Here is a 15,101-nt window from a genome sequence, read left to right as displayed (position 1 = left end):
CCGACCTCCCGCTAATCGCCCGTGCGCTGCAAGATCCAGCGCTCGCCATCCTGCACCAGCAGGTCCATGCCGGCGCCGTCGTCGCTGCCGGCAGCGTCCGCCAGCCGGTAGCGGACGCAACGGCCCGCACGGCGCAGCCGCTCGACCTCCGCCGTGAGCGCGGGCTCCGAGCGCCAGGGCGCGAGCACCGGCGGTTGCCGCTCGGTGGCCGCGTCCGGCGCCCGGCCCTGGGAGACGAGCCCCTTGAGGTCGGTGCTGAAGCCAACGGCGGGCCGGGAGCGCCCGAAAACGTCCCCGATGTTGTCGTACCGCCCGCCGCGGCCAATCTCGAGTCCCCAGCCCGGCACGAAGGCCGCGAACACGATGCCGGTCTTGTAGTGATAGCCACGCAGCTCGGCCAAATCGAAGTGCACCGAAAGGCCCGGCAACCAGCGCGCGGCCTCCTCGGCGACGCGCCGCAGCCGGTCCAGCGCCGCCTGCACCGGCGCATCCGCCGCCGCGAGCACGCTGCCGGCGCGCACCAGGGCATCGTCGCCGTTCAGCTCCGGCAGCGCGAGCAGCATGTCGCCCACGGCGGCGGCGACGCCGGCGCCGTCGATGAGCTCATGAATCTCCGGGATCGCCTTGCGCTGCAACGCATCGAAGAGCGCCATCTCCCCGGCCCGATCCAGCCCCGCCTGCCGCGCGAGGGCGCGGAAAATGCCCACGTGGCCCAGGTCGACGTAGGCGTTGTCGACGCCCGCCGCCTCCAGGGTCGCCACCAGCAGGCGCAGGATCTCCACGTCGCTCTCGACGCCGTCGTGGCCGAAGATCTCGGCACCGATCTGAAAGGGCGCGCGACTGCCGGCGAAACCGTCGGAACGGGTATGCAGCACCGTACCCAGATAACAGAGCCGCGTCGGCGCATCGCGCCGCAGGCGATGGGCGTCGATGCGCGCCACCTGGGGCGTCATGTCCGCGCGGATGCCGAGCAGCCGCCCGCTCACCTGATCCGTGAGCTTGAAGGTCTTGAGATCCAGATCACGGCCCGTGCCCGTCAGCAGGCTGTCCAGGTAGTCGATGAAGGGCGGAATGACGAGCTCGTAGCCCCAGCTCGCATACAGGTCCAGCAGGCGCCGGCGCAGGGTTTCGATGCGCGCCGCCTCCGGGGGCAGCACCTCGTCGATGCCATCCGGCAGACGCCAGCGTTCTTCGTTCATAGGGCTGGGATCACGGGCTGGGATCACGGGCTGGGATCAAGGGCTGGGATCAATTGAACAGGTACAGAAGGGCTACGCCGATGAGCATGCTGATGAGCCCCGATACTCGCAGGCTCCGATTGTCCAGACGGGACACCTCCAACAACATGCGCCGCATCATGGTTGGCGCAAGGAAAGGCATGACGCCTTCCATCACGAAGACCAGCGCCAGCGCTATCAGCAGTTCGTGCCACATGGATCAGGGGTACAGACCAGGTTCCGACGCGCCGGCAGGCGCGGCGCCACGCCCGCACGAGCGAAGCCCGTGCGGGGCGGAAACATTACAGAGCCCAGGGCGAAATGTCTAACGGCGCGGGCGGAGGGCGGGGCTAGGGGCTAGGTCCTAGGGCTAGGTCCTAGCGAGGCAAAGCCTCAGACCGACCAGGGCACGGCGCCTCGTCTTGCGCAGCCCGCTCATCGGCGCATTGGGCCAAGGGCCAAGGGCCGAGGCGGGCTCCCTTGGCCCTTGGCCCTTGGCCCTCGGCCCTTTTGCCTGCAAGCGCCTTGTCGCCATGAAACTTGACGCACTGCGCGCATTCGGCGCCGTCAAGCTATTGAGGTCCCGGCGGTGTGCGGTGGGTGCACGCTCAGGGCAGACGGCTGTAGTTGTAACCGCCATAGCCAGCCGGCGCCCGCGGGGGCGCGGCCGCCTGCGGCGGCTCCGATGCGCCAGCCGGAGGCTCGCTGCCGCGGGCACCGGACTGGTTGCCGAAGAACTTGAAGAAGTCCGAATCCGGCGCCAGCACCAGGGTCGAATCCCCCTTCCCGAAGGACTCCCGATACGCGTTGAGGCTGCGGTAAAAGGAGAAGAACTCCGGGTCCGCCTCGTAGGCGGTGGCGTAGATCTCCGACGCCTTTGCATCGCCCAAACCGCGCGTCTCCTCCGCCTCCCGGTAAGCATCTGCCAAGGTGACCGTGCGCTGGCGGTCCGCGTCGGCGCGGATGCGCTCGGCGGCCTCCGAGCCCTTCGCGCGCAGGTCGCGCGCGACGCGCTCGCGCTCGGCACGCATGCGGTTGTACACGGACTCGCTGACCTCCGGCGGCAGGTCGATCTTCTTGACCCGCACATCGACGACGTCCACCCCAAGCTCGCTGGCCTGGGCGTCGATCTGCTTGGTCAGCGCCGCCATCAGCTCTAGGCGGTCCTCCGAGACGACCTCCTGGATGGTGCGCTTGCCGAACTCATCGCGCAGGCTGGTGTTGATGCGCTCGGACAGCAGGCGCGCCGTGCGCGCCGAGTCACCGCCGGTGGAGCGGAAGAACTGTGCCGCGTTGCTGATGCGCCACTTCGCGTAGGAATCGACGATGACGTCCTTTTGCTCAATGGTCAGGAAGCGCTCCGGGCGCGAATCCAGCGTCTGGATGCGCGCATCGAAGGTCACGATGCTGTTCAGCACCGGCACCTTCAGGTGCAGCCCGGGCTTGTAGTCGCTGCCGATGATCTCACCCAAGCGCAGCTTGATGGCCGTCTCGTATTCCTTGACGACGAAGGTCGAGGCGTAGACCAAGAGCGCGAATAGCGCGATCGCGGCGGGAACTAGCACTTTCTTGTAGTCATCCATCAGCGGCTGCTCCGTTCACGGGCGTTGGCGCGGGCGCGCGGGTCCGGCGTGCTCGTGCTCGCGGTGGTACTGGACTGCGACAGGCCCGACGCCGGGCTCAGATTCGCCTGCCGCGGCTCGGACTTGCGCATGAGCTGGTCGAGGGGCAGGTACATTAGGCTGTCCCCGCCCGGCACGTCGAGCAGCACGGTGTTGTTGGCACTGAGCACGCCCGCGATGGTCTCGAGATAGAGGCGCTCGCGGGTGACATCGGGCGCCTTGCTGTACTCCGTCAGCACGGCCGTGAAGCGTGACGCCTGACCCTGTGCCTCCGCAATGACACGGTCGCGATACGCCTTTGCGTCCGCAATGGCGCGGGCGGCTTCACCGCGGGCCTGGGGCAGAATCTCGTTGGAGTAGGCTTGCGCCTGGTTTTCGATTCGCTCCTTGTCCTCGCGTGCCTTGATGGCGTCGTCGAACGCCCCCTTCACCGGGTCTGGCGGCTTGGCCGGCTGCATGTTGACCGACGTGACGAGCAGGCCGGTCTTGTACTGGTTCATCAAGTCTTGAACGCGCTCGCGGATGGTCGCGGCGACGGCGCTGCGGCCCTCGGTGAGGATGAAATCGAGCTTGCTGCCGCCGATGGTCTTGCGCACGACCGTCTCGGTGGCGTCGCGCAGGGTCTTCTCGGGGGACTGGTCCTGGAAGAGATAGTTCGCCGCGTCTTCGATGCGCGACTGAACCGTCAGCTCCACGTCGACGATGTTCTCGTCCTTGGTAAGCATCGACGCCTTGTGGCTAAAGGACGAGATCTCGTCCACGTTAACGATCTGTACGCTCTCGACTGGAAACGGGATGTGCCAGTGCGGCCCGGGCCCGGTGGTTTTCGCATAGGCACCGAAGCGCGTCACGACGCCGCGTTCGGCCGGATCGACAATGTAGATGCCGGTGAAGAGCCAAACGATGAACAGCACCGCCGCGATGATGCCGATGGTGCGCTTGCTGATGTCCGCGCCACCACCACCACCGCCGCCGGCCCCGCCGCCGCCCTTGCGTCCGCCTAAGAGCCCACTGACGCGCTCCTGGAGCTTACGCACAATTTCATCGAGATCCGGCGGACCGGCATTGTTGGGGCCGCTGCCCCATGGGTCTTTGCCGCCGCCTCCGGGCTCATTCCAAGCCATAATGTCTCCGCAAGTCGTCAGTGTAGGTGGTTCGTGGATGGTGGCCGCGGCGACGTGCGCTCGACCTGCTCCGAATCCGTTGCCCAGATGCGGCGAAGTGCCGCCCGCGGCAGATGATATCAAGCCGATCGCCGGGGGGGACGGGGCACGAGCGGCGACCCGGCAGAAGGCACCCGCGGCATCAGCGCAGTGGCAGCGCCTCCGCGGCCGGGGCCGCCGGAAGCGGGGCTTCCGGCGCGCCAGCGAGCTCGCATAGTCTCAGGCTCACGGCGTCCAGGCCCTGTCTGACCCGCTGCCAGCGGGTCTGAGGCATGCTAAAGGCCATGTCCCAACCGCCGAGCTCCGTGGGCGAATCGTGCTCGATGGCCGCATTCCGATACAGCCAGGCGCGCAAGGCGCCATCTTCCGGCCCCAGCAGCAGGTGTTGGAGGACCGTCGCGTGGCGGAGCCGCTCGGCGATGGCCGCGCTCAAAAGCTCAAGCCCTGCGCCTGTGACAGCGGACAGCCAGACGCGTTCAACCCGGCCCCGGGCATCCCGATCCACGCGCGCGGCCGTGGGACCATCGGTGTCCGTCAGCGCGTCGATCTTGTTGTACACCATGATGCGCGGCACCTCGTCGGCGCCGATCTCGGCCAGCACCGTGTCGACGTCGCGGATGTGGCGCGCGCGTTCCAGCGGGTTGGCATCGACCACGTGCAGCAGCAGGTCCGCCTGGCGCGTCTCCTCCAGCGTGGCCCGAAACGCGGCCACCAGCTCGTGCGGCAACTGGCTGATGAAGCCGACGGTGTCGGCCAGCACCGCCTCCTGTCCGCCGGGCAGCGGCAGGCGGCGCAATGTCGGGTCGAGGGTCGCGAACAACTGATCGGCCTGCAGCACGCCAGCATCGGTGAGCCGGTTGAACAGGGTCGATTTGCCGACGTTGGTGTAACCCACCAGGGCCACCGTCGGCACCTCGTTGCGCTCGCGGGCGCGGCGGCCCTGCCCGCGCTGCACCTCGATGCGCGCGAGCCGCTCGCGCAGCACGGCGATGCGCTTGCTGAGCAGGCGACGGTCGGTTTCGAGCTGCGTCTCGCCCGGACCGCGCAGCCCGATGCCGCCCTTCTGGCGCTCCAGGTGCGTCCAGCCGCGCACGAGGCGCGTCGACAGGTGCCGGAGCTGCGCGAGCTCCACTTGGAGCTTGCCCTCGAACGAGCGCGCGCGCTGCGCGAAGATGTCGAGGATCAAACCGCTGCGGTCCACCACGCGGCATTGCAGCAGCCGCTCCAGGTTGCGTTCCTGTGCCGGGCTCAGCGCGTGGTCCACGATGGCGAGCTCGGCCTCGGTCGCCGCGATCAGCGCCTTCAGCTCGTCTGCCTTGCCGGTGCCGACGAAGTACTTCGGGTCCGGACTCGCGCGCGTGCCGCCGAGAAAGCCGACCGCGGTCGCCCCGGCGGCTTCGGCCAATTGCTCAAGTTCTTCCCTTGCATCTTCGGGCAGGTCAGTGCCAATGGCGAGCTGCACCAGCACGGCGCGCTCGCCGGACGTGGGCCGGTCAAACATCAAGTGGTTCCAGGTAGGCGACAACGCGGGTGGCGGAGCGCACAGACCGGGCCGCCCGCGCATGGCAGGCGGCGCGGTGGTGTCCGCGCGGGGGCAAGACCGGACCGAGGCGGGGCGCCCGGCCGAGGCCGGGCAGGCGCAAGACGAGCAGGCAGCGGGCGCTCAGCTGTTGCCCTCCTCCGCATCCGCGTCCGTGGCGGGCAGCTTCACGTTGCGCGCGGGGACGACCGTGGAGATGGCGTGCTTGTAGATCATCTGGCTGACGTTGTTCTTCAGCAGCACGACAAACTGGTCGAAAGACTCGATCTGCCCCTGCAGCTTGATACCGTTCACGAGGAAGATCGAGACCGGAATCCGCTCCTTGCGCAACGCGTTCAAAAAGGGATCTTGGAGACTTTGGCCCTTTGACATTGTCTTCGGCTCCATATTGTTCGCAGCACCGGTCGGTTGTTCCGCAGCCGGTGTTTTCTGTTTCTTGTGATGCACCAAAGCCGGGAAAATAGCACATCGACGCCGCCGCTGGCGTGGAAAACCGCATTCATTCGCATCGGGGATTTCGGGCGTCGAGACCGGCGTGCGCGGGCGGGCCACCGCACCCGCCGCGCCACCAGAGCACCTTATCATGGCGCCCCCTCCAGCGCGCGCCGGGCCAGCACCAGCGCCTCTGCATCCGGATTCGCATCGTCCCAGAGCCAGTGGCAGTCGGGCTCCGCGCGCAGCCATGTGTACTGGCGCTTTGCGAGCTGCCGCGTCGCGGCGATGGCGCGCCGGCGCATCTCCTCGGCATCACAGTCGCCGTGCAAGTGCTCCCAGAGCTGGCGGTAGCCGACTGCGCGCAGGGCCGGCAGCGACGGCGTGAGGTCGCCCCGCGCGATCAGCGCGCGGACCTCGTCGGCGAATCCGGCGGCCAGCATCGCGTCGAAGCGCAGCTCAATGCGCCGATGCAGCACCGCGCGTTCGCGCGGCGAGCGCACGAGCTTGAGCGTCGGCAGGTCCAGTCCCGCGCCAGCATCGAGCCAGAGCGCGCTCATCGGCGCGCCGGTTGCCACAAAAACCTCCAGCGCTCGCTGCACCCGCTGCGGGTCGTTCGGGTGGATACGCGCCGCCGCCGCCGGGTCCACCTCGGCGAGCCAGCGGTGCATGCCGCCGGCGCCCAAGGCGCGCGCCCGCGCCGCCAGCTCGGCGCGCAACTGTGGGTCCGCCTCCGGCAGCGGCGACAGGCCCCGCAGCAGGGCGCGGAAATAGAGCATGGTGCCGCCCACCAGGAGCGGCACCCGGCCTTGGGCACGGATGTCGTGGATGGCCGCCAGGGCGTCGGCACGAAATCGCGCCGCCGAGTAGGCCTCCGCCGGGTCGCAGATGTCCACCAGCCGGTGCGGCCAGCGGGCTAGGATCTCGGGCGAGGGCTTCGCCGTGCCGATGTCCATGCCGCGGTAGACGAGCGCGGAATCCACGCTCACGATGTCGCAGGGCAGCGCGGCGGCCAACGCGAGCGCGAGGTCGGTCTTGCCGGCGGCCGTCGGCCCCAGCACCAGCAGCACCGGCGGGCCGGGCTGGCCGGAGCTGCCGGGCGCGCCCGTCATCTCAGCGCCCGCGCAGGAAGAGCGCGTCCAGCTCTCGCCGCGTGAGCCGGGTCCAGGTGGGGCGTCCGTGGTTGCACTGATCGGCGCGCTCGGTGCGCTCCATGTCGCGCAGCAGCGCGTTCATCTCGGGCAGCGTCAGGCGTCGGTTCGCGCGCACGGCGCCGTGGCAGGCCATGGTCGCGAGCAGCCCGTCCACCTCGCCCCTGATCCGCTCACTGCTGCCCTGCACCGCCAAGTCCGATAGCACGTCCCGCAGCAGCCGCTCCGCGTCGGCGTCGGCGAGCAGCGCCGGCACCTCGCGCACGACGAGCTGCGCCGCGCCGAGCCGCCCGACCACAAGCCCGAGCCGCAGCAGCAGGTCCGCATGCTCGTCGGCGACGTCCGCCTCGGCCCGGCTCACGGCCACGGCCACCGGCAGCAGCAGCGGCTGGCGGGCCAGCTCGCCGCCGTGCACTGCGGCCTTCAGGCGCTCGTAGCCGATACGCTCGTGGGCGGCGTGCATGTCCACCACGATGAGGCCGTCCGGCGTCTCGGCGAGGATGTAGATGCCGTTCAATTGGCCGATGGCGAAGCCGAGCGGCGGATACGCGCCTGCGTCCGCCGCCGCCGCGTCGGGCTCAGCGATGGGCGCCGGCTGCTGGAAGCGCCAGCTCGCCGCGCGGCTCGCGGCGGGCGCTGGCGCCTGCCTGTAAGCGCTGCCGGCGTCGGCGACGCCGAGCGGCAGGGGGCGCGGGGCCGGCTGGCCCGGCCAAGCGGCGCCCGCGTCGTCGACGCGCGCCGCGAACGCCGACTGCGGGGCGCCGTCCGGCTGCGGCGGCTGGACAGCCGCCTCGGCCCCCGCCGCGCCGAGCCGGCGCCCGTCGGCGAGCCGTCGATGCAGCGCCCGGAAGATGAAATCGTGCACCTGCCGCGATTCGCGAAAGCGCACCTCGTGCTTCGCCGGATGCACGTTCACGTCCACTTGCCGGGGCGGCAGCTCCAGGAACAGCAGAAACGCCGGCTGGCGGCCGTGATGCAGCACGTCCCGGTAGGCCTGGCGCACGGCGTGCGCGACCACCTTGTCGCGCACGAGCCGCCCGTTGACATAGAAGAACTGCATATCGGCCTGGCTGCGCGCAAAATCCGGGCTTGCGACGAGCCCATGCAGCCGCAGCCCCACGGCGGACTCCTCCAGCGCCAAGACATGGTGCAGGAAGTCCTCGCCGAGCAGCCGACGGAGCCGCTCCGGGTCCAGCGGCTGCGACGCGGCCGGCAGCTCCAGCGACGCGCGCCCGTTGTGCGTGAGCGTCAGCGCCAGGTCGCTTCGCACCAGCGCGAACCGGGTCAGCAGTTGGTCGATGTGCCCGAGCTCGGTCTTGTCGGTGCGCAGGAACTTGCGCCGCGCCGGCACGTTATAGAACAGATCGCGCACCTCCACCGTCGTGCCCACCGGCTGCGCTGCGGGCTCCGGCGCGGCAACGCTGTCGCTGCCGTCGCAACTGAGCCGCCAGCCGTGCGCCTCCTCGGCGCGGCGCGAGCTGATCGAGAAGCGCGACACGGACGCGATGCTCGGCAGCGCCTCGCCGCGAAAGCCGAGCGTCGCCACGGCGTCCAGGTCGGCCAGGGTCGCGATCTTGCTCGTGGCATGGCGCGACACCGCGAGCGGCAGATCCTCGGCGCCGATGCCTGCCCCGTCGTCGGTGACCCGGATCAGCTTGGTGCCGCCCTGCTCCAAGTCCACGCGCAGGTTCCGGGCACCGGCGTCGAGGCTGTTCTCGAGCAGCTCCTTCACCACGGAGGCCGGGCGCTCGATGACCTCGCCGGCGGCGATCTGGTTCACGAGCTGGGGCGGCAGCGGGCGGATGGGAGAGCGGGTGGGCGACATCGCCGGGATGAAAGCAGACCCGGCGGCGGCCCGCAAGTCGGCCCGGCCGCCGCGCGCGCTGGCACTGGGATACAGGCTCGCCGAGGTGGTGACGCCTTAAAGCGGCCGTCACCTGGCCGGGCGACATCGACATCGCCCCGGAAACCCTCTACGACGAGGGCTGCAACAGCAGCGACGGCTGTCGGCATGCTGAAACGGTCAACCCTGGCGGACACGCTAATGCTCCAGGTCGCATTGGCATGAGCGCTACTCCGAGCCACACCCGACTTGCCTATCCGCGACCGACGCAGCATTCACGTTGGGCCTCATGCCTTGGCCCAACCTAGGGCGCTCCATCGGGATCGCCATCACCCAACAGCGCCGAGAGGTCCCGCCGACCGTGCAGGACGCGCCAGATGTCGATCTGGCCGGCGTCGTCCACGTAGAAGATCAAGTAGGCCGACCGCTTGATCGGCCAGTTGCGCAGGCCAGGGATGCCGAGCAGGTCCGCGTAGCGCCGAGAGCCGATGGCCGGATGCGTCGCGAGCGTGCGCAGCGCGGCTTCGAGTTGGGCGGCGAACTGCGTGCTCAGCATCGGTCCGCCCTCAGCCCGATAGTCGGCGAGGATCGCGTTGATGTCGGCTTCGGCGAGCGGCCGGATCCGCAGCGTTCTAGTCGTCATTCGGGCCGATCACTCGGCGATCTCACCGGCGGCGCGCATCCGGAGCTTGGCGAGCCAGGCGTCGTCGATGCGCGCCGCGGGTCCGGAGTCGCGCCCCTCCAGCAGCTTCTCGCGCAGCGTCTCGATATCGCGCTCGCGCCGAATCAGCTCGCGGAGATACTCACTCGTGCTGGAGTAGCTCTGGCTTGCGACCTTTCGATCCACGAAGTCGCGCAAGTCGTCCGGGAGGGAGATGTTCATGGTGGCCAAGGCTGGCGCTCCGCGGGTTGGCAATCTTTGCCAAGCCTAACACCGATCGACACACGGCCCCCGGCCAAACACAGCCGCGCTGCCGATCACCGAGGCGCCGCCCGTGTTGGGCCTCGGTATCTGCGCGTCACGCCCCAGCCGCCGGGCGGCGCTCAGCCGTCCGGCGCTGCCGGCGGGCGGCGATAGGCGAAGCCCGGCAGCAGCGGCCCGTCGGTCAGGCGCACGGCGCTGAGCTCGAGGTGGTCATAGCGCCGCGCGACCTCGGCGAAGGACGTGTTGCCGGATGCGGGCAGTGCGCCCAGGTCGTCGCGCCCCGGCGAGTCGCCGGGGTCGCGGGCGAAGCGCGTGCCGGGCGGCGGATACTCCTGGAAGTAGTCGATGATGCCCTCGACCAAGTGGTCCGCGAGCCGGTCCTGATAGCTGCCGCTCTTCAGGCGCTTCTCTTCATCCGGGTTGGAGATGAACGCCGTCTCCACGAGCATGGAGGGGATGTCCGGCGACTTCAGCACCGCGAAGCCCGCCTTCTGAATCTGCGTCTGGTGCACGTCGCCCAAGGCGCGCAGCTTCGACAGGACCCGCTCCGCGGCGATGCTGCTGTGCTCGATGGTCGCGTTCTGGGTCATGTCGAGCAGCACGCTCGCGAGCACGTCGTTCTGTTCGGCGAGACTGACGCCGCCGATGAGGTCCGCGCGGTTCTCGCGCTCGGCAAGCCAGCGGGCCGCCTCGCTGGTGGCGCCGCCGTTGGACAGCGTATAGACGGACGAGCCGCGCACGCGCCGGTCGGTAAAGGCGTCGGCGTGGATGGAGACGAAGATGTCGGCGCTGTGCTGCCGGGCCCGCTCGATGCGCTTGCGCAGCGCCAGAAAATAGTCGCCGTCGCGAATCAGCACGGCCCGCATGCCCCGCTGGCGGTTGATGCGATCGGCGAGCTTGCGCGAGATGGCGAGTGTCACGTCCTTCTCGCGCGTGCCCGAAGGTCCGATGGCCCCGGGGTCCTCGCCGCCGTGGCCCGCATCGATGGCGACGACGACATCCCGGTGCCGGGCACCCTTGGGCTGCACCGACAGGTGGCGCGGCGCCAGCGGCGGCTCGGTGCGGCTCGCCACCTGCACGCGGCCGGGCGCGGACTTCGGGGAGACGTCGATGACAAGGCGGTGGCCGTACTGGCTGTTCGGCTCCAGCGCGAAGCTCTTGGCCCGCACCGCCTGCTTGAGATCGAGCACGACGCGCAGGTCGTCACCCTCGCGCACGCCGCTGCGCAGCGAGGCAATGAGGGGATCGTCCCCGGCGGACGCGGGCAGCTCGCCCACGAGCTTGGCATCGGCGATATCAATGACGAGCCGGTGCGGCCCGTCCAGCGCGAAGATCTTGTGCCGCACCGGCGCCGCCGTATCGATGACGATGCGGGTGTTGTCCGGTGCACTCCAGATGCGCGCGCCATGCACCTTGACCTGCGCCGCCAGCGCGGAGCTGGTGGTGGCAAGCAGCAGCAAGGCGAATAGAGCCCTGATCACGGCGGTCATGCCGAAGCCCCCTGCATGTCTCCGATCTCTTGTATGCGTTGCATGGAGGATAGCACCCGACTCTGAGACATTCCATGTCGAATCCGTCCGTTGGCGCACATTCTTAACGCGACACAACGGCATTTGTAGTAGGGATCAGACGGTCGCGTTATTGCCACGCGGCGGTACGCGCAGGCGGCATGCCGCCGGTTGGGGGGGAGCCGTCGGCATGAGGGCTAGGGCTAGGGCCGAGGGCCGAGGGCCGAGGGCCAAGGAGGGCTCCCTTGGCCCTCGGCCCTCGGCAAGCCGTCATAAGCAATCTAGCTCGCCGGCAGTGCGCGCGGCAGGGCCGCCGCCAGGCGCTCGCGCCATGCCGCTGCCGGGGTCAGCGTGAGCAGGCGCCCGCCGTCGTGCGGGGTGATGCGCACGCTGAGGTCCGGCGCCGGCAGGATGCCGGCACCACGCTCGGGCCATTCCACGAGCACCAGGCTGTCGCCGTCGAGCAGGTCGCGGATGCCGAGGTATTCGAGCTCCTCCGCGTCCGCGAGCCGGTACAGATCCAGGTGATGGACATGGGCGGACGGCAGCTCGAAGCTCTCCACCAGCGTGTAGGTGGGGCTGCGCACCGGGCCGGTGTGGCCAAGCCCGCGCAGCAGCCCGCGCACCAGCGTCGTCTTGCCGGCACCCAGATCGCCGTCCAGGAACACGAGCCCGCCGGTGCGCGCGAGCCCCGTCGGACCGCACAGCAGGCCACCCAGCGCGGCGCCCCAGGCGAGCTGCGCGGCCTCGTCGGGCGCGTCGCGGACGATCGGGTCTGGGGTCACATCGGGTCTCCGTGCGGGTTATTGGTTTTCAGTTGTTAGTTGTTAGTTGCTTCGACTGCGGCTTACGAGAAAGCAATCACTCAAACTCGATACGCTTCGGCACAAAGAGCCGCGGCAGCGCGGCGATGACATCACCGGCGAGCAGGCCGCGGTCGGCGCCCGCCGCGGCGAGGTCGGCGGCGGCCGCGTGGGCACAGACGCCCGCGCTCGCGGCCTGCTCCAGCCCGAGCCCCTGCCCCGCCAGCGCCGCGATGATACCGGTCAGCGCGTCGCCCATGCCGCCGCTCGCCATGGCCGGGTTGCCGTCGCTGCACACCGCCACCGGGCGCTGGCCGGGGCCGGCGATGAGCGTGCCCGCGCCCTTGAGCACGACGACGCCGCCGAAGCGGCGCTGCAAGGCCTCCACCGCGGCAAAGCGGTCTTGCTCCACGTCACGGACGGCGCAGCCCAAGAGCCGTGCCGCCTCCCCCGGGTGCGGGGTGAGCACCCAGTCGTCGCGCCGCACGGGCTGCCGGGCGAGCAGGTTGAGCCCATCCGCATCCACCACCAGCGGCCGGCCGAGGCCGAGCGCGGCGTCGAACAGCCCCCGGCCCCAGTCGTCCTGCCCGAGGCCGGGGCCGATGGCGACGACATCGGCCCGCGCGGCGGCGTTCGCGAGATCATCGGGGTCAGACACCGCCTGCACCATCAGCTCGGGCCGGGTCAGATTCAGCAACCCCGCGTGCGCGGGATGGGTCGCGATGCTGACCAGTCCGGCGCCGGTGCGCAGCGCCGCCTCGCCGGCGAGCCGCACCGCACCCGTGGTGCCGGGGGCGCCGCCGACGACCAGCACGTGCCCGGCGGTGCCCTTGTGCGCGTCCCGGGGCCGGCGCGGGATCAGCTCGCGCTCCTTCTGCCAGTCGATGCGCCGGGCCGACAGCACCTCGGTGGCGTAGATGGCCGGCGGCACACCGAGCCCATCGAAGCGGATCGCGCCGCAGCAGGCCGGCCCGCGAGCGGTGAAGAGCCCGCGCTTCAGGCCGATGAAGCTGATGGTCGCGGCGGCGCGCACCGCGGTGCCGAGGATGGCGCCGGTGTCCGCGTCGAGTCCGGACGGGATGTCCAACGCCAGCACGGGCGCCCGCGCCGCGTTGACGGCGTCGATGGCCTCGGCATAGCGGCCGGCAACCTCGCGCGCGAGGCCCGTGCCGAGCAGCCCATCGACGATGACATCGACATCGACCGGCAGGCTCCGGTACGGCTCGGGCACGCCCCCGCGGGCGCTGAAATCCGCCGCCGCCGCGGCGCTCGCGTCCGACAGTTGCGCATGGTCGCCGAGCTGCAACAGCCGCACGTCGCAGCCGGCCGCAAGCGCCGCCGCGCCGACGACATAGCCATCGCCGCCGTTGTTGCCGCTACCGGCGAGCACGGCGATGCGCCGCGCGTGCGGCCAGCGCTCGCGCAAGAGCGCGAAGGCCGCCGTGCCGGCGCGGCGCATCAGCTCGGCGGCCGGGATGCCGTGGCGCTCGATGGCACAGCGGTCGAGCGCGCGCACTTGCTCGGCCCGATAGAGGGCATAGGGCAGACGCGCGCAGGGCGTAGGCTTAATTTCCGGCATGTCGAGTAGGAAAGTACGGGGTTATCCCAGTTTTGGCAGTTAGGGCCGAGGGCCGAGGGCCGAGGGTAAATCCTTGGCCGCATCCCAGCGCCTTTGCTCTGTGGCCGCTGTCCTTGCCGCGTCTTCACGACATCGGTCAGGACGGGCGGCAGTATTGTGCTGTCCCTCGTCTTCCATGCGAAGCTTGAGCCCCGTGAGCAACCCAGACCCCTTGCCGCAGCCGGCACCCCACTGCCCCGCTTTGCCCAACGGCGAGGCCGCACACCTCGCCCGTGCCATCAAGGCCTGGGGCGCGGAGCTCGGTTTTCAGCAAGTGGGTATCGCCGATTGCGATCTCAGCACCGCCGAGCAGCGCCTCACGGACTGGCTCGGCCGCCACATGCATGGCGAGATGCACTGGCTCGCCCGCCACGGCACCAAGCGTACCCGCCCCGCGGAGCTGGTGCCGGGCACGCTGTCGATCATCTCCGCGCGCATGGACTATCTGCCGGAATATCAGGTCAACATCGAGCAGGTGCTGCGCTCGCCGGCGCAGGCCTTCGTGTCGCGCTATGCGCTGGGGCGGGATTATCACAAGGTTCTGCGGCACCGCCTGCGGCGGCTCGCACAGCGCATCGAGGCCAAGGTCGGTGCCTTCGGCTATCGGGTGTTCGTGGACTCGGCGCCGGTCATGGAGAAGCCGCTGGCCCAGAAGGCCGGGCTCGGCTGGATTGGCAAGCACACCAACCTGATCAACCAGCAGTCCGGCTCCTGGTTCTTTCTGGGCGAGATCTACTGCGATCTCCCCCTGCCCGCCGACCCACCGGCCGCCGACCGCTGCGGGCGCTGCAAGGCCTGCATCGACATCTGCCCGACGCACGCCATCGTCGCGCCCTATGTGCTGGACGCGCGGCTGTGCATCTCCTACCTCACCATTGAGCATCCAGGGCCGATCCCGGAGCCGCTGCGCGCGCGCCTCGGCAACCGCATCTACGGCTGCGACGACTGCCAGCTCACCTGCCCCTGGAACCGCTTCGCCCGCCAAACCGTCGAGACCGACTTCCTGCCCCGCAACGGCCTCGACACCGCCACGCTCATCGAGCTGTTCAGTTGGGACGAAGCGGAGTTTCTGGCCCGCACCGAGGGCAGCGCCATCCGCCGCATCGGGCACGAGCGCTGGCTCCGAAACATCGCCGTCGCGCTTGGCAACGCGCCGAAATCCGTCAAGGTGCAGGCAGCGCTCGCCGCCCGCGGCGACCATCCGAGCGACCTGGTGCGCGATCACGTGCGCTGGGCGCTGGCGGCGCAGTCCTCTTGAGCCCGCGCGGGCTCCGTTACC

14 protein-coding genes are annotated in these 15,101 nt (G+C 69.9%); 1 reads left to right on the top strand and 13 read right to left on the bottom strand.

Annotation, left to right across the window (positions count from 1 at the left end):
- Positions 1 to 11 precede the first annotated feature (11 nt).
- The 13 genes from ML01_RS19545 to ML01_RS19485 all read right to left on the bottom strand — a co-directional run bounded on the left by ML01_RS19545 (position 12) and on the right by ML01_RS19485 (position 13,783).
- Positions 12 to 1,199 carry an ATP phosphoribosyltransferase regulatory subunit gene (locus ML01_RS19545; RefSeq protein WP_058557075.1) on the bottom strand — a complete coding sequence of 396 codons (1,188 nt, stop codon included), beginning with the start codon at positions 1,197 to 1,199 and terminating at the stop codon, positions 12 to 14.
- 49 nt (positions 1,200 to 1,248) lie between these two features.
- On the bottom strand, positions 1,249 to 1,434 hold the full coding sequence (locus tag ML01_RS19540; RefSeq protein ID WP_058557074.1) for a DUF2065 domain-containing protein: 186 nt from the start codon (positions 1,432 to 1,434) through the stop codon (positions 1,249 to 1,251).
- A gap of 391 nt (positions 1,435 to 1,825) precedes the next feature.
- Entirely contained in the window at positions 1,826 to 2,800 is a 975-nt protein-coding gene (hflC, locus tag ML01_RS19535) for a protease modulator HflC (RefSeq protein WP_082674458.1), read from the bottom strand.
- A complete protein-coding gene (gene hflK, locus ML01_RS19530) occupies positions 2,800 to 3,963 on the bottom strand; it encodes an FtsH protease activity modulator HflK (RefSeq protein WP_058557073.1) in 1,164 nt (387 codons plus the stop codon). The genes hflC and hflK overlap by 1 nt, the downstream gene beginning before the upstream one ends.
- Before the next feature lie 181 nt (positions 3,964 to 4,144).
- The gene (gene hflX / locus ML01_RS19525; RefSeq protein WP_082674457.1) at positions 4,145 to 5,503 is read right to left on the bottom strand and encodes a ribosome rescue GTPase HflX; all 1,359 of its coding nucleotides are present in this window, start codon (positions 5,501 to 5,503) and stop codon (positions 4,145 to 4,147) included.
- Between the two features lie 162 nt (positions 5,504 to 5,665).
- Positions 5,666 to 5,914 (bottom strand): RNA chaperone Hfq, encoded by a 249-nt coding sequence (hfq, locus tag ML01_RS19520; RefSeq protein WP_058557071.1) that lies wholly within the window; start codon positions 5,912 to 5,914, stop codon positions 5,666 to 5,668.
- A gap of 209 nt (positions 5,915 to 6,123) precedes the next feature.
- Positions 6,124 to 7,086: a tRNA (adenosine(37)-N6)-dimethylallyltransferase MiaA gene (gene miaA / locus ML01_RS19515; protein WP_058557070.1), complete on the bottom strand. Its 963-nt coding sequence runs from the start codon at positions 7,084 to 7,086 to the stop codon at positions 6,124 to 6,126.
- A gap of 1 nt (position 7,087) precedes the next feature.
- Positions 7,088 to 8,950: a DNA mismatch repair endonuclease MutL gene (gene mutL / locus ML01_RS19510; RefSeq protein WP_058557069.1), complete on the bottom strand. Its 1,863-nt coding sequence runs from the start codon at positions 8,948 to 8,950 to the stop codon at positions 7,088 to 7,090.
- A gap of 322 nt (positions 8,951 to 9,272) precedes the next feature.
- Complete coding sequence (locus tag ML01_RS19505) at positions 9,273 to 9,611, bottom strand: type II toxin-antitoxin system RelE/ParE family toxin (RefSeq protein WP_058557068.1); 339 nt, start codon at positions 9,609 to 9,611, stop codon at positions 9,273 to 9,275.
- Positions 9,612 to 9,620: 9 nt separating this feature from the next.
- On the bottom strand, positions 9,621 to 9,851 hold the full coding sequence (locus ML01_RS19500) for a type II toxin-antitoxin system ParD family antitoxin (RefSeq protein WP_254045321.1): 231 nt from the start codon (positions 9,849 to 9,851) through the stop codon (positions 9,621 to 9,623).
- 161 nt (positions 9,852 to 10,012) lie between these two features.
- A complete protein-coding gene (locus ML01_RS19495) occupies positions 10,013 to 11,383 on the bottom strand; it encodes an N-acetylmuramoyl-L-alanine amidase (protein WP_058557066.1) in 1,371 nt (456 codons plus the stop codon).
- Positions 11,384 to 11,682: 299 nt separating this feature from the next.
- A complete protein-coding gene (gene tsaE / locus ML01_RS19490; RefSeq protein WP_254045323.1) occupies positions 11,683 to 12,120 on the bottom strand; it encodes a tRNA (adenosine(37)-N6)-threonylcarbamoyltransferase complex ATPase subunit type 1 TsaE in 438 nt (145 codons plus the stop codon).
- A 142-nt stretch (positions 12,121 to 12,262) separates the two neighbouring features.
- Complete coding sequence (locus ML01_RS19485) at positions 12,263 to 13,783, bottom strand: NAD(P)H-hydrate dehydratase (RefSeq protein ID WP_058557064.1); 1,521 nt, start codon at positions 13,781 to 13,783, stop codon at positions 12,263 to 12,265.
- A gap of 193 nt (positions 13,784 to 13,976) precedes the next feature.
- Here ML01_RS19485 and queG point away from each other — a divergent pair, with 193 nt between their 5' ends.
- The gene (queG, locus tag ML01_RS19480) at positions 13,977 to 15,080 is read left to right on the top strand and encodes a tRNA epoxyqueuosine(34) reductase QueG (protein ID WP_371258225.1); all 1,104 of its coding nucleotides are present in this window, start codon (positions 13,977 to 13,979) and stop codon (positions 15,078 to 15,080) included.
- Positions 15,081 to 15,101: the final 21 nt, after the last annotated feature.

Origin of the sequence: Thiohalocapsa sp. ML1, from assembly GCF_001469165.1 — a bacterium.
In the GTDB taxonomy this organism is placed as follows: Bacteria; Pseudomonadota; Gammaproteobacteria; order Chromatiales; family Chromatiaceae; genus Thiohalocapsa.
This window is presented reverse-complemented; position numbering and strand designations above follow the sequence as displayed.

What these genes read in the sequence shown, in the direction of transcription:
- ML01_RS19545 (WP_058557075.1), bottom strand. Translation starts at nt 1,199, where the DNA reads ATGAACGAAGAACGCTGGCGTCTGCCGGATGGCATCGACGAGGTGCTG.
- ML01_RS19540 (WP_058557074.1), bottom strand. Translation starts at nt 1,434, where the DNA reads ATGTGGCACGAACTGCTGATAGCGCTGGCGCTGGTCTTCGTGATGGAA.
- hflC (WP_082674458.1), bottom strand. Translation starts at nt 2,800, where the DNA reads ATGGATGACTACAAGAAAGTGCTAGTTCCCGCCGCGATCGCGCTATTC.
- hflK (WP_058557073.1), bottom strand. Translation starts at nt 3,963, where the DNA reads ATGGCTTGGAATGAGCCCGGAGGCGGCGGCAAAGACCCATGGGGCAGC.
- hflX (WP_082674457.1), bottom strand. Translation starts at nt 5,503, where the DNA reads ATGTTTGACCGGCCCACGTCCGGCGAGCGCGCCGTGCTGGTGCAGCTC.
- hfq (WP_058557071.1), bottom strand. Translation starts at nt 5,914, where the DNA reads ATGTCAAAGGGCCAAAGTCTCCAAGATCCCTTTTTGAACGCGTTGCGC.
- miaA (WP_058557070.1), bottom strand. Translation starts at nt 7,086, where the DNA reads ATGACGGGCGCGCCCGGCAGCTCCGGCCAGCCCGGCCCGCCGGTGCTG.
- mutL (WP_058557069.1), bottom strand. Translation starts at nt 8,950, where the DNA reads ATGTCGCCCACCCGCTCTCCCATCCGCCCGCTGCCGCCCCAGCTCGTG.
- ML01_RS19505 (WP_058557068.1), bottom strand. Translation starts at nt 9,611, where the DNA reads ATGACGACTAGAACGCTGCGGATCCGGCCGCTCGCCGAAGCCGACATC.
- ML01_RS19500 (WP_254045321.1), bottom strand. Translation starts at nt 9,851, where the DNA reads ATGAACATCTCCCTCCCGGACGACTTGCGCGACTTCGTGGATCGAAAG.
- ML01_RS19495 (WP_058557066.1), bottom strand. Translation starts at nt 11,383, where the DNA reads ATGACCGCCGTGATCAGGGCTCTATTCGCCTTGCTGCTGCTTGCCACC.
- ML01_RS19485 (WP_058557064.1), bottom strand. Translation starts at nt 13,783, where the DNA reads ATGCCGGAAATTAAGCCTACGCCCTGCGCGCGTCTGCCCTATGCCCTC.